We start from the raw sequence: 26,021 nt of genomic DNA, 5'->3' as shown, positions 1-26,021 counted from the left end.
TCAGACCCGCCGCAGCAGATAGATATCCATGATCCAGCCATGGGCGGCTCGCGCCTGCGCGCGTGTCTCGATGATCCGGCTGCCGATCTCGGCCAGCGGACCTTTCAGCAGGATCTGTTCGGGCATGCCGACAAAGCCGCCCCACCAGATATACAGATCCTTTGGCGGCAGGGTCTGAAAGGAACAGGACCCATCCAGCATCACGACGACCGAATCGCTCTCCGCCGGCCAGCCGTGGTCGCGCAGATTGCGGCCCGTGGTGACATGGACCGGCGCACCGATGGTGTTCAGCGGAATAGCATGTGCCGCGCAAAGCGCCTGAATGGCGGTAATTCCGGGGATGACCTGCGTCTGCAGTGGCAGATGCGCGGTCAGCCGCTCGGCGATGCGCAGGGTGCTGTCATAGAGTGACGGATCACCCCAGATCAGAAAGGCCAGTTTCCCGCCCTCGGGCAGATATTGTCGTATCTGTCCCAGCCAGGCCTGCGCGATGGCATCATGCCAGTCATCGACGCCCTGACGGTAATCGGCGTGACTGGCGTCGCGGACCGGCAGCGGAAATTCGATCACCTGACAATCGGGGGCGCAATGATCAGCGCAGATCCTGCGGCGCAGCCCGGCCAGATCGTCCTTTTGGGCGCCCTTGAGAGGTATCAGGATCAGATCGGCCGAACGCATCGCATCGATCGCCTGCAGGGTCAGATGCCGGGGGTTTCCGGTGCCAATGCCGATCAGGCTCAGTTCGATCATCGCGACCTCATGCCTTGGTATGCGCGGGCCGGTTTCAGCCCGCGCGCCTCCTGTTGCTCAGGCGAACAGACGGGGCGTGACAAGGGCGCTGCCCTGAAGGCTGCGCATGGATTTCGCCACAGCCAGCACCGCCAGATCGACCAGTGGTTCGATCAGGATCACGGTCATATAGGCCACGCCAAAGGTCGCGACCCCTTCGATACCGGCAACGCCCTGACCGAGGATCGCCCAGAAGGCCACCCAGGCCACGACGCCACCCTGATAGGCCGTCGACAGGGCCAGCGCCTGTCCATAGCGCAGATCGACATAGGCGGTGCCCGGTGCGATGATCCGGTTGGCCAGAGCCGACAGGCCGAACAGCGGCACCAGCAGCGTGGTCATGTTCATGCCGTATTGCGGCAGATCGAAGGGTGCGAACAGCAGGCCCTGTGTCAGCAGACCAAGCGCAAGGCCGATGGCCGCGGGCGCCGCGCCGAACAGCAGGAACAATGTCGAGCCGAGGATGAAATGGACTTCGGAAACGCCGACCGGGTAATGGGGCAGAACCTCGAAGAACACGAAGACAAGCGCCGTGGTCAGCACGCTGCGCAGGGCCAGCGAGGTCCAGCCCTTCTCCTGTGCGGTCTGGAAGGCCAGCCTCAGGCCATAGGCTCCGGCAGCCGCGGCCGTGGCATAGCTGAGCGCAAGCTTTGCGCCGGTGACAATTCCGGGTTCGATATGCATGTCAGTCTCCTTTGCCGTCCCACCCGACGGCTGTTGGTTATGGGCTGACGGCCGGTCTCCTGGCTCGCGGGTCAAGGCGTCGCTTCGGCCTTCCCGGCCCGATGGGCCAGTGGCTTTGTTGAAGCACGCTCTCCGCATACAGTCGCGGGGGCGGCTGGGGCTTCGGGTGCCGCGATTTGGTCCACCCTTCCCCATTCCCGATGAAGCCCGACGCTTGGCGTCTGTACGGGCACCGATCAGAGTTTCAGCTAAATTGCATTGCGCGCGCGCGGTCAAGCATTCTGGCTGCGCGAAATCAGGTGAAAGAAGGTGCCCGTGACATGCCCGCCACCGGGCATCACGCGATGCGATCCGGTTTCCGCGACCAGATTTCCGTTGGCGTCACTGACGCGCGCCAGCGGCTCATCCGGTTGCGACAGGATCGAGGCATAGTGAAATTCATGACCGCGCAGGGTTGCCCCGGCTTGCAGCCCGGGCATTGGCGCATCCAGCCGCGCCATGCGATAGCCCAGATGCATCCGGCGCTTGTGATAGCTGGTTTCCAGCCCCAGCAGGCCGGTCATGGCATGGCGCTTGCCTTCGGCATCCGTCAGCCCCGCGCCCAGCACCATATAGCCGCCGCATTCACCATGCACCGGGCGGCTGCGGGCGAATCGGGCAAGCCCCTCGCAGAAATTGCCTGCCCCGGCGATGCGACCGGCATGCAGTTCGGGATAACCGCCGGGCAGCCAGCAGCAATCGGCACTGTCATCGGGGGCCTGATCCGCCAGTGGCGAAAATGGCAGGATGGTCGCGCCCTGCCGGCGCCATTCGTCGATCAGATGCGGATAGACGAAGCTGAATGCCTCATCCCGTGCCAGAGCGATCCGCTGACCGGGTGGCGGCACGGGGTGATGCGAGGCGACTTGCATCAGGGGGCGTGCCGCGGCGGCAGCCAGAATCGCGTCCAGATCGCAATGCTGCCCGACAAATTCGCCCGCCTGATCCAGCAGCGCCCGCAGATGCGGGGTCTCTTCGGCCTGCACCAGACCCAGATGGCGTTCGGGCAGTTCGATATTGCCGCGCCGGGGCAGTGATCCCAGCACCGCGATCCCGGCGCGCGCCATGCCTTCGCGGATCAGCGCCTCGTGCCGGGGCGAGGCCACGCGGTTCAGCACCACGCCGGCAAAGGGCAGATCGGGGGCAAGCGTGGCAAATCCATGTGCGATGGCTGCCGCCGATTGCGCCTGCCCAGAGACATCCAGAACCAGCAGCACGGGCCAGCCGGTCATCATGGCGATCTCGGCGCTGGCACCGATGCCATGTTCCCCAGGCGACGCCACCCCGTCGAACAGCCCCATCGACCCCTCGGCCAGCACCAGATCGGCAGGTTCGCGTCCTTGCAGATGCGCAACGATCTGCGCCTGTCCCATCGCCCAGCTGTCCAGATTGAACGAGGGCTGCCCGGCGGCCGCCAGATGAAAGGCGGGGTCGATGTAATCCGGCCCGGACTTGAAGGGCTGCACGCGAATTTCGCGCGCCCGCAGGGCCGCCAGCAGGCCCAGCATCAACATGGTCTTGCCGGTGCCCGAGGAGGGTGCGGAAATCATCAGGCCCGGTGTCAGGGGCATATTGCTCATTCGGGGAACCTCGGTTCTGGGCCAATGGGGCGATAGCGGCGGTCGTAATCGGCGGCGTAAAGACGGCTGTCGTCGAAATCCTGTCCCGCCAGAGCCGGACCGACCAGAATCAGCGCGGTCCGGTCGATTCCCTCGGCCTGCGTGGCGATGTCGGCAAGGCGCGCGCGAATGATCTTCTGGTCCGGCCAACTGGCGCGCCAGACCACGGCGGCGGGGCAATCCGCGCCATAGAAGGGGATCAGTTCCTCGGCCACATCCGGCAAGGCATGGATCGACAGATGGATGGCCAATGTCGCGCCGGTGCGGGCGAAATTCTGCAATGTCTCGCCATCGGGCATTTGCGAGGCCCGCCCCGAAGTGCGCGTCAGCACCACGGATTGCGCCAGCCCCGGCAGGGTCAACTCGCTCTGCAAGACTGCTGCGGCCGCCGCAAAGGATGGCACGCCGGGTGTCACGTCAAAGGGGATGTCCAGCGCTCTCAGGCGGCGCAGCTGTTCGCCCATTGCCGACCAGACAGACAGATCGCCCGAATGCAGTCGCGCCACGTCCTGACCCGCTGTATGGGCGCGCGACATTTCCGCGATGATCTCGTCCAGAGTCAACGGCGCGGTGTTGATGATGCGGGCACCGGCGGGGCAGTGATCCAGCAAGGCCGGGGGGACGAGGCTGCCGGCATAGAGGCAGACCGGGCAGGCTGCGATCAAGTCGCGACCGCGCAGGGTTATCAGATCCGGCGCTCCGGGGCCGGCACCGATGAAATGTATGGTCATGGGCTTTCGGGACTCTCTGCAATTGCGGCAGTGGCGGTTCCGCAGGCGCTGGTGACGCGCGCCGCGATGATCACGGCATCCTTTCCGCAGGCGGCGATGGCAGCAGCCTCGGCCACCGAACCGGTGCCATGCAGCGCCTGGATGCGCGGCGATTGGGTGGGCGTTTCGATGCCCGCCACCTCGACAAGGATCAGCGGCAGGCTGAGGGCGCGCAACTCGGCGGCGCGGGCGGGAATGGTGGCGACGCCCTCGACCGGTCCGGCGATCATCAGGACGCGCAGCAGCGCATCGCGCAAGGCTTCGACCGAGGCGCCGGGGCGGCATCCGATTCCAGCGATCTTCATCGTGTCACGCTCCATTGAGTGACGGCGCGGGCGGTTTGCCAGCCCCGCATCCGGCCGAGGGGCGCCACAGCGGACAGCTGGATCCGCGTCAGATCCCCACCCAGATCGGCGTGATGTGCGATCAGCAGGGCCTCGGTTTCCAGCGTGACGGCATTGCAGACCAGCCGCGCGCCAGCAGGCATCAGACCCCACAGCATGTCCAATAGCGCGGCACTGGCCCCGCCGCCGACGAAAACTGCATCGGGTTCGGGCAGGCCCTCCAGCGCGGCGGGGGCGGCACCCTGAAGACAGTTGATTGCATCGCAGAGACCGAAAGAGGCGATGTTCTGACGGATATTGTCGGTGCGGTCTTCGCGGGGTTCGATGCAAATGGCGCGTCCGCCCGCCAGTGCCCATTCGACGCTGATCGCGCCCGAGCCTCCGCCAATATCCCAAAGCAGTTCGCCGGGGCGCGGGGCCAGGGCGGCAAGGCTGATCGCGCGTATCGGAGCACGGGTGATCTGGCCGTCCTGCGTGAAATATTCATCCGGACGTCCGGGGGCATTTGGCAGGCCTTCTCCGCGTGGCAGATGATCCCCGCGCAGGGCCACGGCGACCGGTGCTTGGATATCCGTCAGGTCGAATCGATCGGCGCGGGTCCAGCGGATGCGCTCGGACGGGCCGCCCAGACGTTCCAGCACGGCCAGTTCCATCCTGCCCATGCCCTGCGTTACAAGCCAATCGGCCAGACGTGCAGGGGTCGCCCCGTCGCGCAGGGTGGCAAGGATGCGGCATTTGCGGGCCAGAAACGGGCGCAGACGTGCGAATTCTGCCGCATGCAACCCCATGCAGCGGGTTGTCTCAAGCCGCCAGCCCAGCCGCGCGGCGGCCAGCGAAAAGCAGCCCGCCGCAGGAAAGACCTGCCATTCCTCGGGGGCCAGATGCGCGGTCAGTGTTCCGCCGACGCCAAACCAGAAGGGGTCGCCCGAGGCCAGCACCACGACTGGATCGGGCTTGCAGGCCAGAACCTGTGAAATATCGAAGGGAACCGGCCATGGGCGGCCCCTGTCCCCAATCTTTGCCAGCGCCAGATGTCGGGCGCCGCCAAAGACAAGCCGCGCCTGCGCCAGTGCCTGGCGGCTTGCATCTGTCAGCCCCTCTGGCCCATCTTCGCCCATGCCGATAATCGTCAGCCAGGGCCTAGTCATGACACGCATCCTTTTGTTGGGCGGCACCAGTGAAGCCAGTCGTCTTGCGGGATTGCTGGCCGGTGCCGGTATGAACGCGATCTTTTCCTATGCCGGGCGCACCGATGCGCCGCGCGCCCAGCCCCTGCCGATGCGGGTGGGCGGTTTTGGCGGCGTGGCGGGGCTGAGCGATTATCTGCGGCAGCAAGAGATCAGCCATGTGATCGACGCCACCCATCCCTTTGCCGCACGGATCAGCCGCAATGCCATGCTGGCCTGTGAACGGGCAGGGGTGGATCTGCTGGTCCTGCAGCGCAGGGCGTGGCGCGCGGGTGACGGCGACAACTGGACCATGGTCGCGGATTATGACTCGGCCGCGGCGGCGCTGCCCGATGGCGGGGCGCGGGTCTTTCTGGCCATCGGCAAGCAGAACCTGCAGCCTTTTGCGAGCCGGGCGAACCGATATCTGTTGCGGCTGGTGGATGCGCCGCAAGGCCCGCTGCCCCTGCCCAACGCAGAGGCGGTGATCGCGCGCGGCCCCTTTACGCCCGAGGATGACTTCGACTTGCTGACGCGTCATCGTGTCACGCATCTGGTCGCCAAGAACTCTGGTGGCAGCGGGGCCGAGGCCAAGCTGATCGCGGCGCGACGACTGGGCCTGCCGGTGGTGATGATCGACCGGCCCGCGCTGCCCTCGCGCAGGATCGTGCATCGCCCCGAAGATGCCCTTGACTGGCTGCATCACTCCACCTCGGCATGACGGGGGGTGTAGATCCATGGGCCGATGCGCCGGGTTGCGGAATTGCCTACCAGAACCACGGTGCGCATATCGGCCATTTCCGGGGTGGCCTGATCCAGTGTCACGCTGCGCAGGGATTCATCCGGGGTTGAAATGGCGCGGGCAAAGATGATCAGCCGGTTCGGCTCGCATTCTTCGCGCAGGATTTCCAGAACGCGCGCGAATTGATGCGGGCGCGAGGCTGAACGCGGATTGTAGAACGCCATGGCGAAATCGCCTCGCGCGGCATGGCGCAGCCGCTTCTCGATCAGCGAAAAGGGTTTGAGATTGTCCGACAGGTTGATGGCGCAGAAATCATGGCCCAACGGTGCGCCCGCCCGTGCTGCGGCCGCCAGCATGGCGGTGATCCCCGGCAGGATGCGAATGTCCGGAACCGGGCCGGTCCAGCCTTCCAGCTCTTCGAACAGGGCCGATGCCATGGCGAAGACACCCGGATCGCCCGAGGATACGATCACCACCCGTGCGCCCGTGGCGGCCAGTTCCAGCGCGTGGCGCGCGCGGTCCAGTTCGACGCGGTTGTCCGATCCATGCAGGTTCAAGCCGGGCCGGGCCGCAATCCGCGCGACATAGGGGCCATAACCGATGATGTCGGTGGCCTGTTGCAGCGCGGCCTGTGCTTCGGGGGTGATCAGCCCTTCGGCACCCGGCCCCAGACCCGCAACGGTAATCCGGCCGCTCATTGCGCTGCCCCCGATATCCGAGCCCCTGATATCTGCAACTCGGGGCGGCGGCCCTGCCCATGCACCATGACGATGGCGAAATAGGGGCAATCGCGGTCCTCGACCTCTTGCAGGCGGATGACACGCTCTCCGGGCATGGTGCCGCGCTCGATCAGCCAGGCGTCCTGCAATCGGCCAGCGCGGGCCAGCGCACTGCGGATCTTGGGCAGGTTGCGGCCGGTTTTCATGATCACCAGCGCATCGGCCCCCTGCATGTGGCGCGTCAGATCACTCTCGGGCAGCGTGCCCATCAGCACCGACATGACGTCATCGCCCCAGGTGACGGGGGTTCCGGTGACATTCCAGCATCCGGTCATGCCGGGAATGCCGGGGATCACCTCGATCTCGACCCGACCACGCAGGCGGACATAAAGATGCATGAAGGATCCGTAGAAGAAAGGGTCGCCTTCGCAAAGCACGACGATATCGCGATCCTTCGCCAGTTCCTCCAGCCGCGCGGCCCAGTCGTCATAGAACGTGGCCAGCAGGTCGTTGTATTCGAGGCTGTCAAAGGGAATTTCCGTGGTGACCGGGTATTCCATCGGATATTCGGCGGCATCTGCCGGCAGCAGGTCCTGCACGATCTGGCGGGCCTGTCCGCGCCGTCCGGCCTTGCGGAAATAGGCCACATGCGCGGCGGTGCGCAGCGCCCTGTCGGCGCGAACAGAAATCAGATCGGGATCGCCGGGGCCAAGGCCCGCACAGATGATCTTGCCCAATGTCTTACTCCCTCCGTCCGGCCAGCGCATTGACGGCTGCGACAGTCATGGCCGATCCGCCCAGACGCCCTTCGACGATCATGGAGGGGACCGGCAGGTCGGTGATCAGCGCCTGTTTGGATTCCGCCGCGCCGATGAAGCCGACAGGGCAACCGATGATCGCCGCCGGGCGCGGGCAGGCGGGATCTTCCAGCATGTTCAACAGGTGAAACAGCGCGGTGGGCGCATTGCCGATGGCCACCAGCGCGCCGTCCAGATGGGGACGCCACAGTTCCAGCGCCGCGGCCGAGCGGGTGTTGTCCATGCTGCGTGCCAGTTCGGGAACGTCGGGGTGCTGCAAGGTGCAGATCACCTCGTTTTCGGCGGGAAGGCGGGCACGGGTGATGCCTTCGCTGACCATGCGTGCATCGCAGAGGATCGGCGCACCATCCAGCAGCGCCTTGCGTGCGGCAATCGCCATGCCGGGGGAAAAGCGGATATGGCGTTCCAGCCCGATCATGCCCGCCGCATGGATCATGCGGACGGCGACGATTTCCTCGGCCGCAGTGAAACGGTCAAGATCGGCCTCGGCCCTGATGGTGGCAAAGGAACGGCGATAGATTTCCGCACCGTCTTTTTCGTAATCATATGGCATTAGAGCGCCTTTGAGATTGTGGCGGGACTCAGACCGCGCTGCTCGGGAAGGTCCGAGGCCGTGCCGCCCCGGACAAGATCGAAGAAACCCGACGGTGTGGCCGTCAGGGTGATATCCGCCTTGCGCGGCCAGCCGCAGCCCTTGGAGCAGCCCGAGACATGCAGAACCGCACCCTTCGGCAGATGGGGCGCCAGATCGCGGGCTAGGGGGCGGGTCGCTGCATGTCCTTGCGGACAGGCCGGGCCACCCGAGCAGGCATAGACCCGCAGGCGCGGATCATCAGGGCTTTGGATCAGATGGGACATGCCCGGCAGCGGATCGAAGGCAGGCACCAGCAACATCCGCCACGGGGTCATCCGCAGTGATCCGTACCGGGCCAGTGCTGCCAGCGTCCTGCCATCGCATTGCCCGAATTCCAGCGCGACCAGGCGCCCCTGCGGGACCGGACCGACGGATAAGGGAGCGGCAGAGGGCACGGGACGCAGATCTGCGCCCCGAGGGCGTGCACCGGTGGCGATCAGCGCCTTCATCCGCCCCCGCCCGTCTGGTGCCCCGTGCTGGTCCAGAAACCACCGCGCCAGTTGCAGGGCCTGTTCCATGTCCAGAAGGGCGTTTCCCGTTTCACAGCCGTCCGCGCGCAGGATCAGATCGCCGGTTTCGCCGCGCTCGATCCGGATATCTGCCGGAGTGTCCGACAGAACCCGCTGGGCGCCGCAGTCCACGGCAAAGCCGAATTTCGCGGGCAGTTCCAGATCGCATTCGGTCAACAACTGTTCCAGCCTCGCGGCAAGCTCTTCCGCCCGGGCATCCGCGAAGGGCGACAGGATCACATTGCGCCGCGTTTCTGCGCCGATGTCCCTGTCGATCAGACCGGCATCGCGCAACTCTGCGATCAGGGTCGGGTAACTGTCGCGCGCGATACCACGGATCTGCAGATTGGCGCGGCTTGTCAGATCGATCAGCCCGTTGCCATGACGCATGGCCGCGCTGGCGATGGCATTGGCTTGCGCTGAGGTAATGCGCCCGCCGCGTGGCTTGATCCGGGCAATCCAGCCGTCGCCGCTTTCCATGGGCCGCAGGGCACCGGGACACCATCCCTTGATCCTGCTCATGGTGTTACCTCCAGCGTGGCGGCAATCGAGTTGCTGCGCGTCACCCAAAGTCCGGCCTGCGCAAGGCGGGCGAACAGATCCCGCATCGCCTGCAAGGCCTCGGGGTTTTTCTGTTCCATGAAGGCGACGATCTCGGGGCGGCCCAGGGTTGCCTGATGATAGAGGTCGAACAGATGCGGCGGCACGGCCTGCGCCAGATGGGCAAAGGCGGCCAGATGGTCCAGCGTCGCGGCGATTTCCGCGGCGCCGCGAAAGCCGTGGCGGGTCATGGCATCGGCCCATTGCGGCTGGCTGGCCCGTGCGCGGACAGTGCGTGCGATTTCCTCGGTCAGACTGCGTGCGCGGGGGCGATCGGGGCGGGTGCTGTCCAGATGATAGAGCGCGGGTTTCTCGGCCCCGATGCGTGCCATTGCAGCGGCGAATCCGGCTTCATGCGCGGCATAATCCGCCGCCAGCAACAGATCACTTTCCGGCAGATCCTGCGCGTGAACGAAACTGTCTGCCTGCGCCAGGCGCGCCTCCAATGCGGGCCTGCGTGGGGTTGCGGTTCCATCCTGCCCGATCGCCCAGCTCGAGGCGTTCAGCCAGGCCTCACCGGCCGCGCGCCGGGCCTCGGGTGTGAAGTGATCGGCGGCAACGCCCATTCCCAGCCCGTACTGCCCCGGTTCCGGCCCGAAAACCCGTGGCGTGGCAATGAGATAGGGATTGTCGGCGGGGTCTTCTTCCCGCTGTGCCAGCGCGGTGGCCCCGGTCTCGAACAGCTGTGCCAGAACCGGGAAGACATCGCGGAACAGGCCTGACACGCGCAGCGTCACGTCAATGCGTGGCCGGTTCAGCAGGGCCAGCGGAATGATCTCGACAGCTGTCACCCGGGCCGAAGCCGGATCCCAGACCGGCGTCAGCCCCGCCAGATGCAGCGCCATGGCAAATTCCTCGCCTGCGGTGCGCATGGTGGCGCTGCCCCAAAGATCCACGACCAGCCCCCTGGGCCAGTCGCCGTGATCCTGCAGATGGCGGCGCAGCAATTCCTCGGCAAGCTTGACGCCCTGAGCATGTGCCGCGCGAGTGGGAACGCCGCGCGGATCGACGCTGAACAGATTGCGCCCGGTGGGCAGAACATCCTGCCGTCCCCGTGACGGAGAACCGGACGGGCCGGGGGCCACAAAGGCGCCGCGCAGCGCCGCCAGCAGCCCGTCTACCTCCTCCTGTCCGCAAGGGCCGGTGCCAAAGACATGCAGACCTTCGCCATACTGGCTTTCCTTGATGTCGCAGACAAAGCGGTCGATACGGGTGATCACCTCGGCCAGTCCGGCCTCTTCGGGAATGCCCAGATCCTGGGCAAGCCCGGCGGCCATGGCTTCGTCGCGGATGCCTTGGGTCAGGCGCTCGCGCCGGGACGGGTCAAGCCCGTCTGCGGTGGAATATTCATCAAGCAGCCGTTCCAGATGCAGCAGACCCTCGGGCAGGGTGGCGCTGACCATGGGCGGCGGCATATGGCCAAGCGTCACCGCTCCGATCCGGCGTTTTGCCTGTGCGGCTTCGCCCGGATCATTGACGATAAAGGGATAGATGACCGGCAGATCGGCGGTCAGCGCCTCGGGCCAGCAATCCTGCGACAGGGCGACCGCCTTGCCCGGCAGCCATTCCAGCGTGCCATGCGCGCCCATATGCACCAGCGCGTCCATGCGCTGCGCACGCAGCCACAGATAAAAGGCGACATAGGCATGGCGCGGCACGCGGCTCAGATCGTGATAATCCCCGTCGCGCTGGTGGGGATGGCTGCGTTCGGGCTGCAATGCCAGCAACAGCTTGCCGCGCCAGAGCGCCGCGAAGTGAAAACAGCCATCGCTGAACGACGGATCGGATTCAGGTTCGCCCCAGGCATCTTGCAATGCCGCGCGAAGGGATTCAGGCAACTGCAGCAGCGCGTCCAGATAGTTCTGCAACGGCCAGCTTGATATCTGATGATGCAAGGCCGTCGCGTCCGGTTCGGCAGGCGCATCATAGCCATGTTCTGCCAGTATCCGTGCGACGTGATCGGCCGAGGCCAGCGCGTCCAGCCCGACCGCATGGGCCATCTGCCAGTCGCGCCCCGGATAGGTGGACAGCACGAGGGCGAGCTTTTGCGCACCGCGCGGTTTGAGTGCCAGATTGCGCCACGCCAGCACCTTGCGCACCGTTGCGGCGATGCGATCGGGCTGGGCCTTGTGGACAAAGCGGCTGTATTGCAGAGCGGGATCGCGGGTTTCGGCGGCCTTGAAGCTGACCACGCCCAGAAATATCCGCCCGTCGATTTCCGGCAGAACGACATGCATGGCCAGATCGGCTGGCGAAAGCCCGCGTTCGGCCTCGGCCCATTCGCGCCGCCTGTTGGTGGAGAGGGCGACCTGAAACACGGGGCAGTCGAAACCGTCGAAGGGCGTCGTGCCGTTCTCGCTTCGCATGGAAAAGCCGGTGGCATTCACGATGGCGACGGGGCGCGTTCCCATGGCCTCAGACAGCCATTTTGCGAAACCCGTCGCCTTCAGGGAGGGCGCAAAGACGCCGCAACTGGTGAAACCGGCCTGCCGCAACTCTCGTATCAGCGCATCGACCGGCGCGGTATCCGCAGCGGTCAGATAGCTGCGATAAAATGTAACCAGAACCGGGTTGCCCTTGGGAGGGTGGGGGATGACGCCTGCATCGGGATCATAGAACCCCCAGTCGGGGATCGCGGTCATGCCATCGACAGGGCCGGCCGGCAGTCCCGCCGCGGCCGACAGCTCGGCCAGCGCGGCCTGGGCCGCCACTGCGCCGCCGGTATCGCAAAGGCGTTGCAGGCGGCGCAGAACCGGTTGCGGCAGGGTGGATGCCGCATCCAGACGCGGGTCGTCGCGCCCGTCCGCGGGCAGAACCGCCAGCGCAATGTCGTGGCGCATCGCGTGGTCACGCAACGAGGCCAGACCATAGGGCCAATAGGCCTCTCCGCCGATCAGACGAACCAGGATGGCCCTGACCCCGACAAGGGTGCGCTCCAGATAGGTATCGACCGAAACCGGATGGCGCAGCGCAACCAGGTTGCACAGGCGCAACGAGGGCAGGCTGCCTGCGGCCCGATGCCAGCCGGCCGCGAAAGCGCCAAGGTCGCTGTCGGAATAGGACAGCACCACAAGATCGGCCGGCGTCTGCCCCGGATCAAAGGGAGTGTCCGCCTCTTCCAGCCCATGGCTTTCGCGAAAGACGACATGCATCAGACTGGCACGGCCCCCTGCAGCACCTGACGGATGGCATCCGGGTCGATGTGGTCATGTTCGGCGATCACCACCAGGCGGGACTGTCGCGGCAGATCGCCCCAGGGGCGGTCGAACTGATGGCGCACGCGAGTGCCAACGGCCTGGACCAACAGCCGCATCGGTTTTCCGGCAATCGCCACATGCCCCTTGACGCGCAGGATGTTCTGTTCGCGCGCCAGTCGTTCGACAGCGGCGGTGACGCTGGCCGGATCGTCGAATTCGGGCAGGTCGATCACCACCGTGTCGAAATCATCATGCTCGTGATCATCGGCACCGTCATGATGGCTGGGGCGGGCCTCGAGATCGTCTTCGGCGGCTGCCGACAGGCCAAGGATCAGCGCGGGATCTATCTGACCGTCAGTGACCTGCAGCACGGGCAGCGGACGCGGGGCCGAGGCCGCGATGACCTCGCGTGCCGCCGCCAGCCCGGCAGACCCGGCCAGATCGGCCTTGGTCAGCAGGATCACATCGGCGCAGGAGATCTGGTCCTGAAAGACCTCGGACAGCGGGCTGTCGTGGTCCAGACTGTCATCGGCTTCGCGCTGAGCCTGCACGGCGGCCTCATCCGAGGCAAATCGTCCTGCGGCGACGGCCTCGGCATCGGCCAGCGCGATCACGCCATCGACTGTAATGCGCGAGCGGATGGCGGGCCAGTCAAAGGCTTTGAGCAGGGGCTTGGGCAGAGCCAGCCCCGAAGTCTCGATCAGGATGTGATCAGGTTTCTGCGGCATCGCCATCAGTCGTTCCAGCGTGGGAATGAAATCATCGGCCACCGTGCAGCAGATGCAGCCATTGGACAGTTCGAGGATGTTCTCGGCCGGGCAGTTGTCATCGGCGCAGCCCTTCAGGATTTCTCCATCCACCCCGACCGTGCCGAATTCATTGACCAGAACCGCCAGCCGCTTGCCCTGCGGGTTCTGCATCAGATGCCGGATGAGGGTCGTCTTGCCCGAACCCAGAAAGCCGGTGATCACGGTGACGGGGGTTTTGGTCAGATCGGTCATGGCTCACTCCTGCGGGGGGATGCGTGCAAGGCTCTGCTTGCGGAAAATCACGGGCCGTTCGCGCCAGGGAACAAGGCCGTCTTCGGTGGCGGCATATGCGGCGGCACCATTCAGGATTTCGGGATAGTCTTCCGGGGTCAGCCGTCCGTAGACATAGCTCCACTTGCCCGGCGCGCTGAGCGCGACCGAACATCCCTGGGAACAGGCGGACAGACATTCGACCGCGCGCAGTTCGACCCCTTCGGGCAGCGGGGATGAGGACAGCAGGTCATGCAGGCTGGCACCGGGACGCGGTTCGACCGGCTCTGCCGACTGGCCGCGGCAGGTGGTGCAGACATGTAGTATCGCGCGCATCGCGGACCCTTTCCTTGTGGGGATCGGGGATCCGGGCCAGAAGGACAAAGGGGACATCGCGCCAGACTTTGCCTGCCGGTTGCGAAACACCCCGTTCGCCCGTCAAAACTCGGCGCTGGCAGGTCTCCCGGCTTGCGGATTCAGGGTTTCCCCAACGGTTGCCCCTCCTTCCCGGCCTTGGCCAGTGGACATGGGCGACCTTTCCGGTCACGGTCGCGGGGGCGGCTGCTTTCAGGTGTCACACCTGTCGCATTCCCTCTTCGCCTGTCATAGGACAGGAACCAGCGCGCGTTCACCTGAGGCAGGACGGCGTGTTTTGTCAAGCAAAAGGGGCGATCGAATGAACGAAACCCATGACCTTCCAGCAGAGGATCAGGCCCGCCACGCGCAGAAAATGGCGCGGAAAAAGGCGGCCCGTGACAGGATGATGGCGCAGAAGACCGGCGAGAAGGGTCTGATCATCGTGCATACGGGACCGGGCAAGGGGAAATCCAGCTCGGGCTTCGGGATGATCATGCGCTGTATCGCCCATGAGATGCCCTGCGCCGTCGTGCAATTCATCAAGGGCGCATGGGACACGGGCGAAAGGCGCATGCTGACCACGCATTTCGCGGATCTGTGCCAGTTTCATGCCATGGGCGAAGGGTTCACCTGGGAAACACAGGACAAGTCGCGCGATATCGCCGCCGCACAGGCAGGCTGGAACAAGGCCAGGGATCTGATCCGGGATCCCGAGATCCGGATGGTGCTGCTGGATGAGGTCAATATCGCGCTGCGCTATGGCTATCTTGACGCGCAGGAGGTCGTGGATTTCCTCGAATCCGAGAAGCCGCCGATGACACATGTGGTGTTGACCGGGCGTGGTGCCCCCGAAGTATTGATCGATTCTGCCGATCTGGTGACCGAAATGACCATGATCAAGCATCCTTTCAAGGCGGGAATCAAAGCTCAGGCCGGCGTCGAGTATTGAACTTGCGGTTCGGCGGGGCTGGCGGCAGGCTGGTCTGACGCGGCTGTGAACCAAACCGCGCCACGCGCGTTTGTGCTATACACCCGCAGGTCAAATCAAAGGAGATGCCCCGCAGATGATTCCGCCCGAGCTTCCGGTCGACGCCGCCCTGTTCCTGGATTTCGATGGCTGTCTGGTCGAGATCGCGCCACGGCCAGATGCGATCACCGTTCCGCCGGACCTGCCCGGGCTGCTTCACCGGCTGTATCATCGCCAGAATGGAGCGCTGGCGCTGATCTCGGGCCGTGATGTCGCGGATCTGCGTCGCTATCTGCCTGATTTTCCCGGTGCCGTTTCGGGCAGCCATGGCGCAGAGCTGTCTGTGGCGGGGCAACCTGTCGAGGCGGCCCATGATCTGACGCTGGATGTCGCGGCGCTGCATCGCGATGCCGCCCGTCTGTGCGCCGCGGAACCGGCAATCCTGATCGAGCGCAAACCCCTTGGTGTCGGGTTGCATTACCGCGCCGATCCGTCTCTGGCTGACAAGGTCGCAGCCATGGCTGCAGAACTGATGGCGCGCTATCCCGGATTGGTGCTGCAACCCGCCAAGATGGCATTTGAATTGCGTCCGGATGGTGTCGGCAAGGACAAGGCATTGACGCGGCTGCTGTCCATGCCCAATTTCCGGGGGCGAAAACCCGTTTATGCAGGAGATGATCTGACAGATGAGGTGGCCATGCTGGAAGCGCAGCGCCAGGGCGGCTTTGCGATCAAGATAGGCGAAGGGGAAAGCTGCGCCAGCTATCGCCTGCCGAACCCCGCGGCGCTGGCCGATTGGTTGACCCATGCCGTTCTGGGTGTGGGGACCACGATATGAGCCGCCTTGTCGTGATTTCAAATCGATTGCCGCTGGGGGACAACCCTTCGGGAGGGCTGGTGGTGGCGCTGCAGGATTCCCTGCGCAATTCGGGCGGGCTGTGGATCGGCTTTTCGGGCGAAACCCCTTCGGAACCGGCTGACAGTCTGGAATACCATCCCGGTGCCGAATACCAACGTGCCTCTTTCGATCTGACCCCGGCCGATCACGAGGCCTATTACCTGGGCTATTCGAATTCGGTGCTGTGGCCCCTGTGTCATGGTCGCGCCGACCTCACGGATATCGACCCGGATTATGGCGAGGGCTATCGGCGCGTGAATGCCCGCATTGCTGCCTTGGTGGCCCCCCATATCAGACCAGATGACCGGATCTGGGTGCATGACTATCAGCTGTTCCCGCTGGCTGCGGAACTGCGTGCCCGCGGGATCGGCAATCCCATCGGGCATTTCCTTCATATTCCTTTTCCCGGTCCGGAAAATTGCGCTGTCATGCCTGATCCGCATGAGCTGTTCGAATGGCTGTCGCAATATGACTTGCTGGGCTTTCAGACGCATCGCGATCTGGCGAATTTTACCGAGAGCGCGCGGCAGCTGGCTGAACTGATCCCTCTGGAGGGCAACCGCATCCGGTTGTGCGGCCGTGAATTGCGCCGCGATGTATTTCCCATCGGCATCGACACGGCTTCTTTCATCGAAGAGGCCCGCACCGCGCAGGATGTCGACCGGATGCGATCATTGACCGGGGCGCAGATGATGATCGGTGTGGACAGGCTGGATTATTCCAAGGGGATCCCTCAGCGTTTCCGGGCCTTTCAGCTATTGCTGGAAAACCACGTCGAGTTTCACGAGAAGATCTCGTTCCTCCAGATCGCGCCGCCGACCCGGGAAGAGGTCGAGGCCTATCAGGATATCCGTGAGGAAACCGAGCATCTGGCCGGGCGGATCAATGGTCAGTTCGCGACCGTGAACTGGACCCCGATCCGCTTCATCCACCGGCCTTTGCCGCGCAATGTGCTGGCCGGGCTGTATCGTCAGGCGCGGATCGGCCTTGTGACTCCGCTGGCGGATGGCATGAACCTTGTCGCCAAGGAATATGTTGCCGCGCAGGATGTATCCGACCCCGGCGTGCTGATCCTGTCGCGCTTTGCCGGCGCCGCCGAAACCATGCAGGATGCGCTGGTGGTCAACCCCCATGATCCCCATGAAATGGCCGAGGCCATGGCGCAGGCCATGCATATGACGGCAAACGAACGGCGTCAGCGCCATTCGGTGCTGCTGCGCGACGTGGTCGAACATGACGTTTCCTGGTGGTCAGCCCGCTATCTGGACGCGCTGGCGGGGGCGTCGTGATCAGCCGGCGTTGCCCGCCATGGCGGTCACGACCAGCCCGGCAATGATCAGGCCCAGCCCGGCCACCCGGGTCAGCCCGATCACCTCTTGCTGAAACAGCGCGCCGATCATGGTCAGCGTCACCATCGCCAGCGCCGTGACAGCGGTATAGGTCAGGCTGAGCGAATAGATCCGGATTGCCGAAACAAAGGCGGTCAGCAGGGCGACGGCGCTGAAGACCGCCAACCACATCCAGCCCGATTTCAGGATGGACAGGATCAGCGGCAGCAGTCCGCTGGTGTCCAGCCCCTGACCGCCCTTTTTCAGAAACAGGTTCAGCGCCACATTCGACCCGGCGGCCACGATGATCAATATCCAGTGGTTCATGATGCTCTGCCTGCCTGTAAGTTGGTTTCACGACCGCTTCGCCAGTCGGCCAGCGCGACAAGGGCCACGGCTGCCAGCATGGCGATAAAGGCCGAACTGGGCATGTGATAGCGATCCTCGGCCACCACCACCGCATGCAGCGAGGTGAAATAGCCCCACAGCGCCACCGGCGGGGTGAATAGCGCCGTGATCCAGCCGCCGCGCGCGACCAGAACCGCGATCCCGGCAAAACCGCCAAGGAAGACCAGATACCAATAGCCGGTCGCAATCAGCTTGAGCAGTGTCATCCCGGTCTTGCCGATGCGCGGTTCCAGCGCATCACCGTTCCAGACCACGCCGATCGTTTCGCGATTGTTCAGCTTGACCAGTTTGACCGCCATCAGCTTCAATGCGGCCAGCGGTTGTTCGGCGATGAACTGCTTGGCCTTGTCCTTCAGATATTCGGCGCGTTCGATTTCGGACATGGATGCGACCTCGGCAGGCAGGGGCATGTAACCGCCATGGCTATCGGGGTTGTTGCCCATCCACAGGTTGGGGCCGAAATTGGTCGAGACCATGACCGGCGCGCCCAGAACCCTGTCATTGCGCATGGTCCATGGCAGGGCGACCAGCGAGATCAGCAGGATCGCAATTGCGGCCTCCAACGCGGTGGTAACAAGGCGGCGCGGGCCGTGGGCCAGGTCGACCAGCGCAAGCGCCACCGGCACCAGCAGGATCACAGGTCTGACATAGCCCGCAATTCCCCAGATCACCCCCGCCAGAAGCAGGTTGGCCATCGCATTACCGGCAGGGCGTTGCCAGAAATACAGCCCCGCCAGCATCAGCGCGATGAAGAACAGCTCGCTGGACAGGATGGTCGTGAAGACGATCAGATTCGGCCAGAACGCAACGATGGCCATGGCCACGATGCCGACGGCCGCTCCGAAATAGCGCGTCGCCAGATGATAGGTGAGGATGATGGACAGCAGCCCCGCCACAAGGTTCAGCAACACGACGCCCCAGAACCCGTCCGTGAACAGATAGGTGAAGGCAATCGCCGCCGATGTGCCGACCGCCCAATAGGCCGTCGGCTCGGTTGCGGTCCATCCATAGATGCCGTGATCGACCAGATTGCGGGCGAATTGATGATAGGCCCAGCTGTCCGACATCGGCTGGACCGGAACCAGCCCGGCCCAGATGATGCGCAGGGCCATGCCCGCGCAGAGGATCAGCCAGAAGGCGCGATGGAGGGTCATGCGGCTTCTCCCCAGGCGGCAAGGGCAAAGATCGCCAGCATCAGCATGCCGCTCAGCAGGCTGACGCGGTCCCGGAAGGTGAAGACGATCGGATCATCAGTCATGAATCCCCGGCGGGTCATCAGCTGCATCCGGCCCAGCCAGAAGAACAGCACCGGGCAGATGAACAGCAGAACGTCGGGACGACCGAAGTGGACCTGCACATCCGGATCTTGCGAATACAGCGCAAAGACCAGAACCGCAGCCTGGGCTGCGCCAATGGACATGGCCTGCAGAATCGGCAGATCCGAGACGATCAGGTTGCGCCCGGCGGGTTTGTCTACGCCACGCCTGGCCATGTCCTCCAGCTCGGCCTGACGCTTGATCGTCGCCAGAGAGAAGAAGAGGAACATCGAAAAGACCAGCAGCCATGGCGAGAGGATGATTTCCGTTGCTGCGGCGCCTGCGACGATGCGCAGCGTGTAAAGGCCGGCCAGCCCCAGCACATCGGCAATCATCTTGCGTTTGAGCCAGAAGGAATAGGCAGAGGTCGCCAGCAGATAGATCAGCAGGGTGCCGACATAGGCAGCGGGCAACAGCGTCACCGCCATCAGCAGCGATATCAGCAACAATCCGGCGGCGACGACCAGCCCCTGCCGCGCATCGGCGGCACCCGAGGCAAAGGGGCGAAGCCTCTTGCGCGGATGGGCCCGGTCCGAGGGCAGATCGACCAGATCGTTGACGATATAGATCGCCGAGGCGGCCAGCGAAAAACACAGCATCGCCAGCAGTGCGGCGGGCAGTTGCGAGAATTCCTGGGCGGTCAGGACCGGCAGCAGGATCAGCAGGTTCTTGGCCCATTGATGGGGGCGGCAGGCGCGGATCAATGCCTTGATCGGCCAGCCCCTGTCGGCGCCAAGGGCTTGCAGGGTCGTGCCCTGATCAGCGGCGGCACGCTGAACCCTGGCATTCGTGCGCACGCCATAGGCCCGTCGCGCCTTCGCCCAGACGGGCAGATCGGTGCTGCTGTCGCCGATATAGTCAAAGCCACCTTCGCCGAAATTCTCGGCCAGAAAACGTGCCTTGGCCTCGCCACGCAGGTTGCCTTCGGCCACGGGACTGCCGGTTCCCAGCGCCAGATCGAACAGATCCAGATGCCGGGCCACGGCCTCGACCTGGCGATGATCGGCGGCAGAGATCAGGGCGACGGGTCGGCCCTGCGCGCGGGCCTCCTCGATCAGCTCCAGCACATCCTGATCATAGGGCAGCAAGGCCGGATCGACGACATGTGCATCGGCAACATGGCGTTTGAATTCTGCCTTTCCCTTGCGCAGCCACAAGGGCAGACGCAGGACCTGCGCAGGATCCTGCCCCAACAGACCCAACAGCCCTTCATGCAGGGTGTCCGTTCGACAAAGCGTGCCGTCCAGATCGACGATCAGGGGCACCGCATCGGGTGCGAACTCCTGACCGGCACCGGAATCCAGCAGATCGGGCTGTTCATTCATCATCCGCGCCTCTTCTGGATCGGGAACTTGGCAACAGGGCGGAAAACAATGCGGACATCAGACAATTCCTTGGGTCCGCAACGGGGCGGACGGTAACTCGTGACACAACCAAAACGCGCAACAATGCACAGGGGAAACCTACCGTCATGGCCGGTTCGTCGCAATCTTTAATACACGCAATGGTTTACCACCTGCCCTGTCATTATAGGCAGGTTGCAGGGCGCGAAGGGGTGGTTTGCGGCAAACCTGCTAGAAACCCGAATGCGTTTTCAGGAATTCCTCCTCCTCGGCGGTGTTGCTGCGGCCCAGCACTGCGTTTCGATGGGGAAATCGACCGAATCGCGCGATGATGTTGCGATGTTCCCTTGCGAAATGCAGCGAATTGGCGTCTCCCAGCGCCTCGTACAGCGCGACGGAATGTTCCTGATCGTCCAGATCCTCGCTGTGCATGAAGGGCAGATAGAAGAATTGCCGCGCCGTTGGATCCGTCTGCTGATCAAAGCCCCGCTCAAGCGCCCGCCGCGCGACCGCCAGCGCCAGATCATTGCTTTCAAAGCTGCGGGAGGAGTTGCGGAACATGTTGCGCGGGAACTGGTCCAGAACGATGCTCAGGGCCAAGGCACCGGCAGCATCCTTGGGCCAATCGGCCAGCTCTCCGGAATGGGCGGCCTCATAGGTCGCGCCGAACAACTGGATGATCTGGCGGTCGATTTCATCCGATACCTGAAACCAATAGGGCTGCACGGCGGGCGAGAACCAGAAATCGCTGACGTCCTGCGGGGTCTTGATGGTCATCTTCCTCTCCATGTCGAACAATTGCGGACCGGGATGTCAGATCGAACCGGCAAAGCCTGCGATGAAATCACTCAGCCGGGCGCGTGTCTTTTCGTCGGTCAGATTGCCGTCGTCATCGAACAGATCTGCGGCTCTGGAGACCATAAGGCGACCGTCCCACCATGGGCGCATGTTCAGCGCCCGCAGAACCGGCAGCCAATGCGTCTGCGCCAGGGTGGTGCCGAAATTGCCAGGCGAGGCCCCCATGACGGCAACCGGCTTGCCCTTGAACAGGGGCAGGCCATCGCCGCGCGACATCCAGTCCAGGGCATTCTTGAACACGCCGGGAATGCCGTTGTTGTATTCCGGCGTGACCAGCAGCAGGCCGTCGGCATCGGCCAGCGCCTGCGTCAGTCGCGACACGGCCGCAGGAATGCCCTCGGCCGCTTCCAGATCGCCGTCATAAAGCGGCACCCCGGCGATCGAGCCGATCTCGATCTGCACGCCCTGGGGTGCCACCTCTTGCGCGGCGCGCAACAGCCCGGAATTGAAAGAGGCGCGCCGCAGGCTGCCGCTCAGGCCGAACAGGGTAATCATGCGGTTGTTCCTTGTGGTGTTCCTGATGTGGTGGTCCGGGTGATGACGTCCCGGCAGAACGCTCGATCGCGCGGCTTGAACCCGAACCTGCGGCGGGTGCGCGATCGGCGGCAGGGACAAGTCTTTCCCGATTGTGTCGCAGGAGGTGGTCACAATCAATCCCGCCCGGTTCAATCAGCCGCGTCCAATCCGGCCTGTCGATCATCCGTTGTCCGCTTTCTGGTTGAACCGACTTGGCAGCAGGGGCTGCAACTGCGCCCGGATTGCGGTAGAGCATGACCTGTCGGTGAAGGAAAACAATATGCTGGTCGATCCCAATGCCCCGTTCTTCCGCCATCTCTGGGTGCGGATTCTTTGTGTGGTGCTCCCCTTGGCCTGGGCGGTGTTCGAACTGATTATGGGCAGCCCTTTCTGGATGATCCTGTTCGGGGCATCGGGCCTGTATCTGGGATACCAGCTATTCTTTTGCCGCGACGCGGACTGAGGTCCCCTCGATCCAGGCAAAACCATTCGCGGGCAGGGTCAGGCTCTGCCCGTCAAGCGTTGCATGGGACGGACCGAGCAGCCTTTCGGCATGCTTCAGCTCAAGGCTGGTGGCGCGCGGAGAGAGGTTGAACAGGCAGGTCAGACCCCCGTCCTGATGCTGGCGCTGAAATCCCAGCACGGGCTCGGGCAGATCCAGAAAGCGCGTCTGCCCCCAACGCAATGCGGGCTGGCTGCGGCGAAAGGCCAGAACCGCGCGATAGGCGGCCAGAACGCTGTCATTGTCCTGCTGCTGACGCGACACCGCGCGGGCGGCCTGTTCGGATTTGACAGGCAGCCAGGGTGTTCCGGTCGTGAAGCCGGCATTGGGCTGGTCGTCTTCCCAGACCATCGGGGTGCGGCAACCATCACGGCCCTTGACCTCGGGCCAGAAGCGCAGGGCAGGCGGGTCGGTCAGCTCTTCATAGGTCAGCGTGGTTTCGGTCTGGCCCAGTTCCTCGCCCTGATACAGGCAGATGGTGCCGGGGAACGAGGCAAGCATGGCAATGGCTTGCCGCGCCAGCAGGTCGCTGTCGGCACCGTGTTCGGCCCAACGCGAGACATGGCGGATGACGTCATGGTTGGAAAAGCTCCAGCAGGCATGGCCGTCCGGCGCACCTTTCTGAACACCTTCGATCGTGTGGCGGAAATGGCGTGCGGTGAACTCGGGGCTGAGCATCTCGAAGCTATAGCACATGTGCAGCCGGTCCCTGCCAAGGGTATATTCGGCCATGATGTCGATGGCGGTCTGCCCCCCATCACCGACCTCGCCCACCATCATGCGGGCCTCATATTCATCGGTCAGCGCGCGCAGACGTTTGAGGAAGGCGATATTGTCGGGACGGTTCTTGGAATAGATATGGCGCTGAAACCCATAGGTTTCCGGGCCGTCATGGTCGGGGTTGGGGGGATTGTCGCGCAGCTTTTCGTCGTGAAAGTAATAGTTGACGGTATCCAGACGAAATCCGTCCACGCCACGATCCAGCCAGAAGCGCATCGTCTCAAGCAGGGCATCCTGAACCGGCCTGTGATGGAAATTCAGGTCGGGCTGCCCGATCAGGAAATTATGCAGGTAATACTGTCTGCGCCGCGGTTCCCATTCCCAGGCCGGACCGCCAAAGACCGAAGGCCAGTTGTTGGGCGGCGTGCCGTCGGGATTGGGGTCGGCCCAGACATACCAGTCGGCCTTGGGATTGCTGCGATCCTGACGCGACTGGGCGAACCAGGGATGTTTGTCGCTGGTGTGGCTGATCACCTGATCGATGATGACCTTCAGCCCCAGTTCATGCGCCCGTGCCACCAGCGCGTCAAAATCGGCCAGAGTTCCGAACAGAGGGTCGATATCGGTATAGTCCGACACGTCATAGCCCATGTCCTTCATCGGAGAGGTGAATATGGGCGACAGCCAGATCGCATCCACACCCAGCGCGGCCACGTGATCCAGCCGACGGGCAATGCCGCGCAGATCACCGATACCGTCACCGTTATCGTCCTGAAAGCTGCGGGGATAGATCTGATAGATCACCGCGTCGCGCCACCATTCCGCCATTGGCCACCTCTGTCGCTGAAGGGATATGTTTGCACTCAATCACAATTCCGGCGGGGCACCAAAGCAACATTTGGCGTCACGCTGTGGATTGCCCGAATCTTCACGACAGATATGGTGGGGTCATGGACCCAATCTCGCGACCACATCCGCATGACGATGACGCCTTGATCCTGCTGCAGGCCGGGCGACATGGTGATCCGTTTTCGATCCTTGGCCCGCATCGCCATGATGAAGAGATCTGGCTGACCGCCCTTGTGCCCGGTGTTGCGCAATTGCGCGCCCTTGGCAGTGCGGGCGTGGTGGAACTGACCCGGGTCCACGGCGATCTGTTCACGGGACGGATCGGTGCGGGGCCTTACCGGCTGCAGGCCCGCACCGGTGGTGGTGTCGAATATGAGTTCGAAGATCCCTATCGTTTCGGGCCGGTTCTGGGCGATATGGATCTGCATCTGATCAATGAGGGCACCCATCGCCAGCTGTGGCACGCGCTTGGCGCTCATGTGATGACTCATGAGGGCGTGGATGGCGTGCATTTCGCAGTCTGGGCCCCCAATGCGCAACGGGTATCGGTGATCGGGCAGTTCAATGCCTGGGATGGTCGCTGCCATCCGATGCGCCGCCGTGGCGGCAGCGGCGTATGGGAGATTTTTCTGCCGGGATTGCATGAGGGTCAGCTTTACAAATATGAAATTCTGGGCGCGGATGGCGCGGTCATGCCCAAGGCCGATCCCCTGGGTTTTGGCAGCCAGCATCCGCCTGAAAAGGCCAGCGTCATCCGCGACATCTCGGGCTATGGCTGGGATGATCATGGCTGGATGGCCAGCCGCGCCGGCCAGCAGGACCGGTCGGCGCCGATCAGCATCTATGAAGTCCATCCGGGCAGCTGGCGGCGGCGCCATGACGAACATGGGCGGCCGCTGTCCTACAGGGAAATGGCGGTCGAACTGGTCGATTATGTCAAGGAGATGGGCTTTACCCATCTGGAGTTGATGCCGATCAGCGAATTTCCCTTTGACGGCTCATGGGGCTATCAGCCGGTGGGGCTGTTCGCACCGACGATCCGCTTCGGGCCGCCGCATGAATTTCGCGATCTGGTCGATGCCGCCCATCAGGCAGGTCTGGGGGTGTTGCTGGATTGGGTGCCGGGGCACTTCCCGACGGATGCCCATGGGCTGGTGCGGTTCGACGGCACTGCGCTTTATGAATATGAAGACCCGCGCGAGGGGTTCCATCAGGACTGGAACACGCTGATCTACAATTATGGCCGCACCGAGGTGCAGAATTTCCTGATCGCCAATGCCCTGTATTGGCTGGAAGAATATCATCTGGACGGCCTGCGCGTCGATGCCGTGGCCTCGATGCTGTATCGCGACTATTCACGCCAGCAGGGCGAATGGGTGCCAAATCGCGATGGCGGGCGCGAGAATTACGAAGCCATCGCCTTTCTGCAGAACATGAATATTGCCACCTATGGCGAGGTGCAGGGCATCATGACGGTGGCCGAGGAAAGCACCTCTTACCCCAGGGTTTCGGCCCCCGTCGATGCGGGCGGATTGGGCTTTGGCTTCAAGTGGAACATGGGCTGGATGAATGACACCCTGCGCTATATCCAGTGCGATCCCGTCCATCGCCAGTATCACCACGACCTGATCGCCTTTGGACTGTCCTATGCCTTTGCCGAGAATTTCATCCTGCCGATCAGCCATGACGAGGTGGTGCATGGCAAGGGCAGCATGTTGCGCAAGATGCCGGGCGATGAATGGCAGCAATTCGCGAACCTGCGCGCCTATTATGCCTTCATGTGGGGGCATCCGGGCAAGAAGCTGCTGTTCATGGGCTGCGAGTTCGGCCAGCCCGAGGAATGGAACCACAATGGCGAGTTGAACTGGCTGGCGGCGCAACAGCCGATGCACAGGGGGGTGCAGACCCTGGTGCGCGATCTGAACCGGCTGTATCGCGATACACCGGCGCTGCATGTGAAGGATTGCGATCCCGAGGGGTTCCAGTGGATCGCGACCGATCCCGTGCAGTCGACATTTGCCTGGATCCGCCGGGGCGGGGAAGGCGATGCGCCTGTCATCGTCCTGTGCAATTTCACGCCGGTGCCGCGAGAGGCGTTCCGGGTCGGTGCGCCGGTGGCCGGCGCATGGCATGAGGCAATCAACACCGATGCCGCGATCTATGGCGGCAGCGGCATGGGCAACCTGGGCCAGGTGCAGGCGGACGGCCCGCCCTGTGACGGCCAACCCGTATCCATGTCGGTGACGTTGCCGCCGCTGTCGGTGGTGATCCTGACCGCAGTTTCGCAAGTTTCAGGGGGATGATTTCAAC

The 26,021-nt window shown here is 63.8% G+C and carries 25 protein-coding genes and 2 riboswitches; of the genes, 6 read left to right on the top strand and 19 right to left on the bottom strand.

What is annotated here, in order from left to right; translation table 11 throughout:
- The 6 genes from cobF to cbiE all read right to left on the bottom strand — a co-directional run bounded on the left by cobF (position 1) and on the right by cbiE (position 5,393).
- Positions 1 to 750, bottom strand: coding sequence for a precorrin-6A synthase (deacetylating) (gene cobF, locus JHW44_RS13150; protein WP_089342470.1), 750 nt, complete (start codon positions 748 to 750; stop codon positions 1 to 3).
- A gap of 57 nt (positions 751 to 807) precedes the next feature.
- On the bottom strand, positions 808 to 1,473 hold the full coding sequence (locus JHW44_RS13145; protein WP_089342471.1) for an energy-coupling factor ABC transporter permease: 666 nt from the start codon (positions 1,471 to 1,473) through the stop codon (positions 808 to 810).
- A 32-nt stretch (positions 1,474 to 1,505) separates the two neighbouring features.
- Positions 1,506 to 1,726, bottom strand: a riboswitch (cobalamin riboswitch).
- A gap of 19 nt (positions 1,727 to 1,745) precedes the next feature.
- Positions 1,746 to 3,092 carry a cobyrinic acid a,c-diamide synthase CobB gene (locus tag JHW44_RS13140; RefSeq protein ID WP_089342472.1) on the bottom strand — a complete coding sequence of 449 codons (1,347 nt, stop codon included), beginning with the start codon at positions 3,090 to 3,092 and terminating at the stop codon, positions 1,746 to 1,748.
- Entirely contained in the window at positions 3,089 to 3,862 is a 774-nt protein-coding gene (gene cobM / locus JHW44_RS13135; protein WP_089342473.1) for a precorrin-4 C(11)-methyltransferase, read from the bottom strand. Before cobM ends, JHW44_RS13140 begins: the two co-directional genes overlap by 4 nt.
- Positions 3,859 to 4,206, bottom strand: a complete 348-nt coding sequence (locus JHW44_RS13130; RefSeq protein ID WP_089342474.1) for a cobalamin biosynthesis protein — start codon at positions 4,204 to 4,206, stop codon at positions 3,859 to 3,861. Before JHW44_RS13130 ends, cobM begins: the two co-directional genes overlap by 4 nt.
- Positions 4,203 to 5,393, bottom strand: a complete 1,191-nt coding sequence (gene cbiE, locus JHW44_RS13125; protein WP_089342475.1) for a precorrin-6y C5,15-methyltransferase (decarboxylating) subunit CbiE — start codon at positions 5,391 to 5,393, stop codon at positions 4,203 to 4,205. The genes JHW44_RS13130 and cbiE overlap by 4 nt, the downstream gene beginning before the upstream one ends.
- Between cbiE and JHW44_RS13120 the strand changes: the two genes are divergently transcribed.
- Complete coding sequence (locus JHW44_RS13120) at positions 5,392 to 6,132, top strand: cobalt-precorrin-6A reductase (RefSeq protein ID WP_089342476.1); 741 nt, start codon at positions 5,392 to 5,394, stop codon at positions 6,130 to 6,132. The two genes, cbiE and JHW44_RS13120, sit on opposite strands and share 2 nt — an antisense overlap.
- On the opposite strand, the gene cobJ is transcribed toward JHW44_RS13120, so the two are convergent.
- From cobJ to JHW44_RS13085, 7 genes are read right to left on the bottom strand one after another with little or no spacing between them, the layout of a single operon-like run.
- A complete protein-coding gene (gene cobJ, locus JHW44_RS13115) occupies positions 6,114 to 6,851 on the bottom strand; it encodes a precorrin-3B C(17)-methyltransferase (RefSeq protein ID WP_089342477.1) in 738 nt (245 codons plus the stop codon). The two genes, JHW44_RS13120 and cobJ, sit on opposite strands and share 19 nt — an antisense overlap.
- Complete coding sequence (locus tag JHW44_RS13110) at positions 6,848 to 7,609, bottom strand: precorrin-2 C(20)-methyltransferase (RefSeq protein WP_179217595.1); 762 nt, start codon at positions 7,607 to 7,609, stop codon at positions 6,848 to 6,850. The genes cobJ and JHW44_RS13110 overlap by 4 nt, the downstream gene beginning before the upstream one ends.
- Before the next feature lie 4 nt (positions 7,610 to 7,613).
- Positions 7,614 to 8,243 (bottom strand): precorrin-8X methylmutase, encoded by a 630-nt coding sequence (locus JHW44_RS13105; protein WP_089342479.1) that lies wholly within the window; start codon positions 8,241 to 8,243, stop codon positions 7,614 to 7,616.
- A complete protein-coding gene (cobG, locus tag JHW44_RS13100) occupies positions 8,243 to 9,355 on the bottom strand; it encodes a precorrin-3B synthase (RefSeq protein ID WP_089342480.1) in 1,113 nt (370 codons plus the stop codon). Before cobG ends, JHW44_RS13105 begins: the two co-directional genes overlap by 1 nt.
- Positions 9,352 to 12,585, bottom strand: coding sequence for a cobaltochelatase subunit CobN (gene cobN, locus JHW44_RS13095; protein WP_089342481.1), 3,234 nt, complete (start codon positions 12,583 to 12,585; stop codon positions 9,352 to 9,354). The genes cobG and cobN overlap by 4 nt, the downstream gene beginning before the upstream one ends.
- Positions 12,585 to 13,631 (bottom strand): cobalamin biosynthesis protein CobW, encoded by a 1,047-nt coding sequence (gene cobW, locus JHW44_RS13090; RefSeq protein WP_089342482.1) that lies wholly within the window; start codon positions 13,629 to 13,631, stop codon positions 12,585 to 12,587. The genes cobN and cobW overlap by 1 nt, the downstream gene beginning before the upstream one ends.
- Before the next feature lie 3 nt (positions 13,632 to 13,634).
- Positions 13,635 to 13,985 (bottom strand): DUF1636 family protein, encoded by a 351-nt coding sequence (locus tag JHW44_RS13085; RefSeq protein ID WP_089342483.1) that lies wholly within the window; start codon positions 13,983 to 13,985, stop codon positions 13,635 to 13,637.
- Between the two features lie 100 nt (positions 13,986 to 14,085).
- Positions 14,086 to 14,286: riboswitch (cobalamin riboswitch) on the bottom strand.
- Between the two features lie 39 nt (positions 14,287 to 14,325).
- Between JHW44_RS13085 and cobO the strand changes: the two genes are divergently transcribed.
- From cobO to JHW44_RS13070, 3 genes are all read left to right on the top strand, one after another.
- Positions 14,326 to 14,955, top strand: coding sequence for a cob(I)yrinic acid a,c-diamide adenosyltransferase (cobO, locus tag JHW44_RS13080; RefSeq protein WP_089342484.1), 630 nt, complete (start codon positions 14,326 to 14,328; stop codon positions 14,953 to 14,955).
- A 115-nt stretch (positions 14,956 to 15,070) separates the two neighbouring features.
- Positions 15,071 to 15,811 carry a trehalose-phosphatase gene (gene otsB / locus JHW44_RS13075; RefSeq protein WP_089342485.1) on the top strand — a complete coding sequence of 247 codons (741 nt, stop codon included), beginning with the start codon at positions 15,071 to 15,073 and terminating at the stop codon, positions 15,809 to 15,811.
- Positions 15,808 to 17,160: an alpha,alpha-trehalose-phosphate synthase (UDP-forming) gene (locus tag JHW44_RS13070; protein WP_089342486.1), complete on the top strand. Its 1,353-nt coding sequence runs from the start codon at positions 15,808 to 15,810 to the stop codon at positions 17,158 to 17,160. Before otsB ends, JHW44_RS13070 begins: the two co-directional genes overlap by 4 nt.
- On the opposite strand, the gene JHW44_RS13065 is transcribed toward JHW44_RS13070, so the two are convergent.
- The 5 genes from JHW44_RS13065 to JHW44_RS13045 all read right to left on the bottom strand — a co-directional run bounded on the left by JHW44_RS13065 (position 17,161) and on the right by JHW44_RS13045 (position 21,619).
- Positions 17,161 to 17,526 (bottom strand): hypothetical protein, encoded by a 366-nt coding sequence (locus JHW44_RS13065; RefSeq protein ID WP_089342487.1) that lies wholly within the window; start codon positions 17,524 to 17,526, stop codon positions 17,161 to 17,163.
- The gene (locus JHW44_RS13060) at positions 17,523 to 18,761 is read right to left on the bottom strand and encodes an ArnT family glycosyltransferase (protein WP_089342488.1); all 1,239 of its coding nucleotides are present in this window, start codon (positions 18,759 to 18,761) and stop codon (positions 17,523 to 17,525) included. Before JHW44_RS13060 ends, JHW44_RS13065 begins: the two co-directional genes overlap by 4 nt.
- Positions 18,758 to 20,251 carry a UbiA family prenyltransferase gene (locus JHW44_RS13055; RefSeq protein WP_245846713.1) on the bottom strand — a complete coding sequence of 498 codons (1,494 nt, stop codon included), beginning with the start codon at positions 20,249 to 20,251 and terminating at the stop codon, positions 18,758 to 18,760. Before JHW44_RS13055 ends, JHW44_RS13060 begins: the two co-directional genes overlap by 4 nt.
- 246 nt (positions 20,252 to 20,497) lie before the next feature.
- Positions 20,498 to 21,043 (bottom strand): DUF924 family protein, encoded by a 546-nt coding sequence (locus tag JHW44_RS13050; protein ID WP_089342489.1) that lies wholly within the window; start codon positions 21,041 to 21,043, stop codon positions 20,498 to 20,500.
- 36 nt (positions 21,044 to 21,079) lie between these two features.
- Positions 21,080 to 21,619, bottom strand: a complete 540-nt coding sequence (locus JHW44_RS13045) for an NADPH-dependent FMN reductase (protein WP_089342490.1) — start codon at positions 21,617 to 21,619, stop codon at positions 21,080 to 21,082.
- 301 nt (positions 21,620 to 21,920) lie between these two features.
- Between JHW44_RS13045 and JHW44_RS13040 the strand changes: the two genes are divergently transcribed.
- Positions 21,921 to 22,103, top strand: coding sequence for a hypothetical protein (locus JHW44_RS13040; RefSeq protein ID WP_089342844.1), 183 nt, complete (start codon positions 21,921 to 21,923; stop codon positions 22,101 to 22,103).
- On the opposite strand, the gene JHW44_RS13035 is transcribed toward JHW44_RS13040, so the two are convergent.
- Positions 22,077 to 23,690, bottom strand: coding sequence for an alpha-glucosidase (locus tag JHW44_RS13035; RefSeq protein WP_089342491.1), 1,614 nt, complete (start codon positions 23,688 to 23,690; stop codon positions 22,077 to 22,079). The genes JHW44_RS13040 and JHW44_RS13035 overlap by 27 nt on opposite strands.
- 122 nt (positions 23,691 to 23,812) lie before the next feature.
- Between JHW44_RS13035 and glgB the strand changes: the two genes are divergently transcribed.
- Positions 23,813 to 26,014 carry a 1,4-alpha-glucan branching protein GlgB gene (glgB, locus tag JHW44_RS13030; RefSeq protein WP_089342492.1) on the top strand — a complete coding sequence of 734 codons (2,202 nt, stop codon included), beginning with the start codon at positions 23,813 to 23,815 and terminating at the stop codon, positions 26,012 to 26,014.
- Positions 26,015 to 26,021 lie beyond the last annotated feature (7 nt).

Source organism: Paracoccus seriniphilus, assembly GCF_028553745.1.
Classification (GTDB): Bacteria; Pseudomonadota; Alphaproteobacteria; order Rhodobacterales; family Rhodobacteraceae; genus Paracoccus; species Paracoccus seriniphilus.
This window is presented reverse-complemented; position numbering and strand designations above follow the sequence as displayed.

What these genes read in the sequence shown, in the direction of transcription:
- cobF (WP_089342470.1), bottom strand. Translation starts at nt 750, where the DNA reads ATGATCGAACTGAGCCTGATCGGCATTGGCACCGGAAACCCCCGGCAT.
- JHW44_RS13145 (WP_089342471.1), bottom strand. Translation starts at nt 1,473, where the DNA reads ATGCATATCGAACCCGGAATTGTCACCGGCGCAAAGCTTGCGCTCAGC.
- JHW44_RS13140 (WP_089342472.1), bottom strand. Translation starts at nt 3,092, where the DNA reads ATGAGCAATATGCCCCTGACACCGGGCCTGATGATTTCCGCACCCTCC.
- cobM (WP_089342473.1), bottom strand. Translation starts at nt 3,862, where the DNA reads ATGACCATACATTTCATCGGTGCCGGCCCCGGAGCGCCGGATCTGATA.
- JHW44_RS13130 (WP_089342474.1), bottom strand. Translation starts at nt 4,206, where the DNA reads ATGAAGATCGCTGGAATCGGATGCCGCCCCGGCGCCTCGGTCGAAGCC.
- JHW44_RS13120 (WP_089342476.1), top strand. Translation starts at nt 5,392, where the DNA reads ATGACACGCATCCTTTTGTTGGGCGGCACCAGTGAAGCCAGTCGTCTT.
- cbiE (WP_089342475.1), bottom strand. Translation starts at nt 5,393, where the DNA reads ATGACTAGGCCCTGGCTGACGATTATCGGCATGGGCGAAGATGGGCCA.
- cobJ (WP_089342477.1), bottom strand. Translation starts at nt 6,851, where the DNA reads ATGAGCGGCCGGATTACCGTTGCGGGTCTGGGGCCGGGTGCCGAAGGG.
- JHW44_RS13105 (WP_089342479.1), bottom strand. Translation starts at nt 8,243, where the DNA reads ATGCCATATGATTACGAAAAAGACGGTGCGGAAATCTATCGCCGTTCC.
- cobG (WP_089342480.1), bottom strand. Translation starts at nt 9,355, where the DNA reads ATGAGCAGGATCAAGGGATGGTGTCCCGGTGCCCTGCGGCCCATGGAA.
- cobN (WP_089342481.1), bottom strand. Translation starts at nt 12,585, where the DNA reads ATGCATGTCGTCTTTCGCGAAAGCCATGGGCTGGAAGAGGCGGACACT.
- cobW (WP_089342482.1), bottom strand. Translation starts at nt 13,631, where the DNA reads ATGACCGATCTGACCAAAACCCCCGTCACCGTGATCACCGGCTTTCTG.
- JHW44_RS13085 (WP_089342483.1), bottom strand. Translation starts at nt 13,985, where the DNA reads ATGCGCGCGATACTACATGTCTGCACCACCTGCCGCGGCCAGTCGGCA.
- cobO (WP_089342484.1), top strand. Translation starts at nt 14,326, where the DNA reads ATGAACGAAACCCATGACCTTCCAGCAGAGGATCAGGCCCGCCACGCG.
- otsB (WP_089342485.1), top strand. Translation starts at nt 15,071, where the DNA reads ATGATTCCGCCCGAGCTTCCGGTCGACGCCGCCCTGTTCCTGGATTTC.
- JHW44_RS13070 (WP_089342486.1), top strand. Translation starts at nt 15,808, where the DNA reads ATGAGCCGCCTTGTCGTGATTTCAAATCGATTGCCGCTGGGGGACAAC.
- JHW44_RS13065 (WP_089342487.1), bottom strand. Translation starts at nt 17,526, where the DNA reads ATGAACCACTGGATATTGATCATCGTGGCCGCCGGGTCGAATGTGGCG.
- JHW44_RS13060 (WP_089342488.1), bottom strand. Translation starts at nt 18,761, where the DNA reads ATGACCCTCCATCGCGCCTTCTGGCTGATCCTCTGCGCGGGCATGGCC.
- JHW44_RS13055 (WP_245846713.1), bottom strand. Translation starts at nt 20,251, where the DNA reads ATGATGAATGAACAGCCCGATCTGCTGGATTCCGGTGCCGGTCAGGAG.
- JHW44_RS13050 (WP_089342489.1), bottom strand. Translation starts at nt 21,043, where the DNA reads ATGACCATCAAGACCCCGCAGGACGTCAGCGATTTCTGGTTCTCGCCC.
- JHW44_RS13045 (WP_089342490.1), bottom strand. Translation starts at nt 21,619, where the DNA reads ATGATTACCCTGTTCGGCCTGAGCGGCAGCCTGCGGCGCGCCTCTTTC.
- JHW44_RS13040 (WP_089342844.1), top strand. Translation starts at nt 21,921, where the DNA reads ATGCTGGTCGATCCCAATGCCCCGTTCTTCCGCCATCTCTGGGTGCGG.
- JHW44_RS13035 (WP_089342491.1), bottom strand. Translation starts at nt 23,690, where the DNA reads ATGGCGGAATGGTGGCGCGACGCGGTGATCTATCAGATCTATCCCCGC.
- glgB (WP_089342492.1), top strand. Translation starts at nt 23,813, where the DNA reads ATGGACCCAATCTCGCGACCACATCCGCATGACGATGACGCCTTGATC.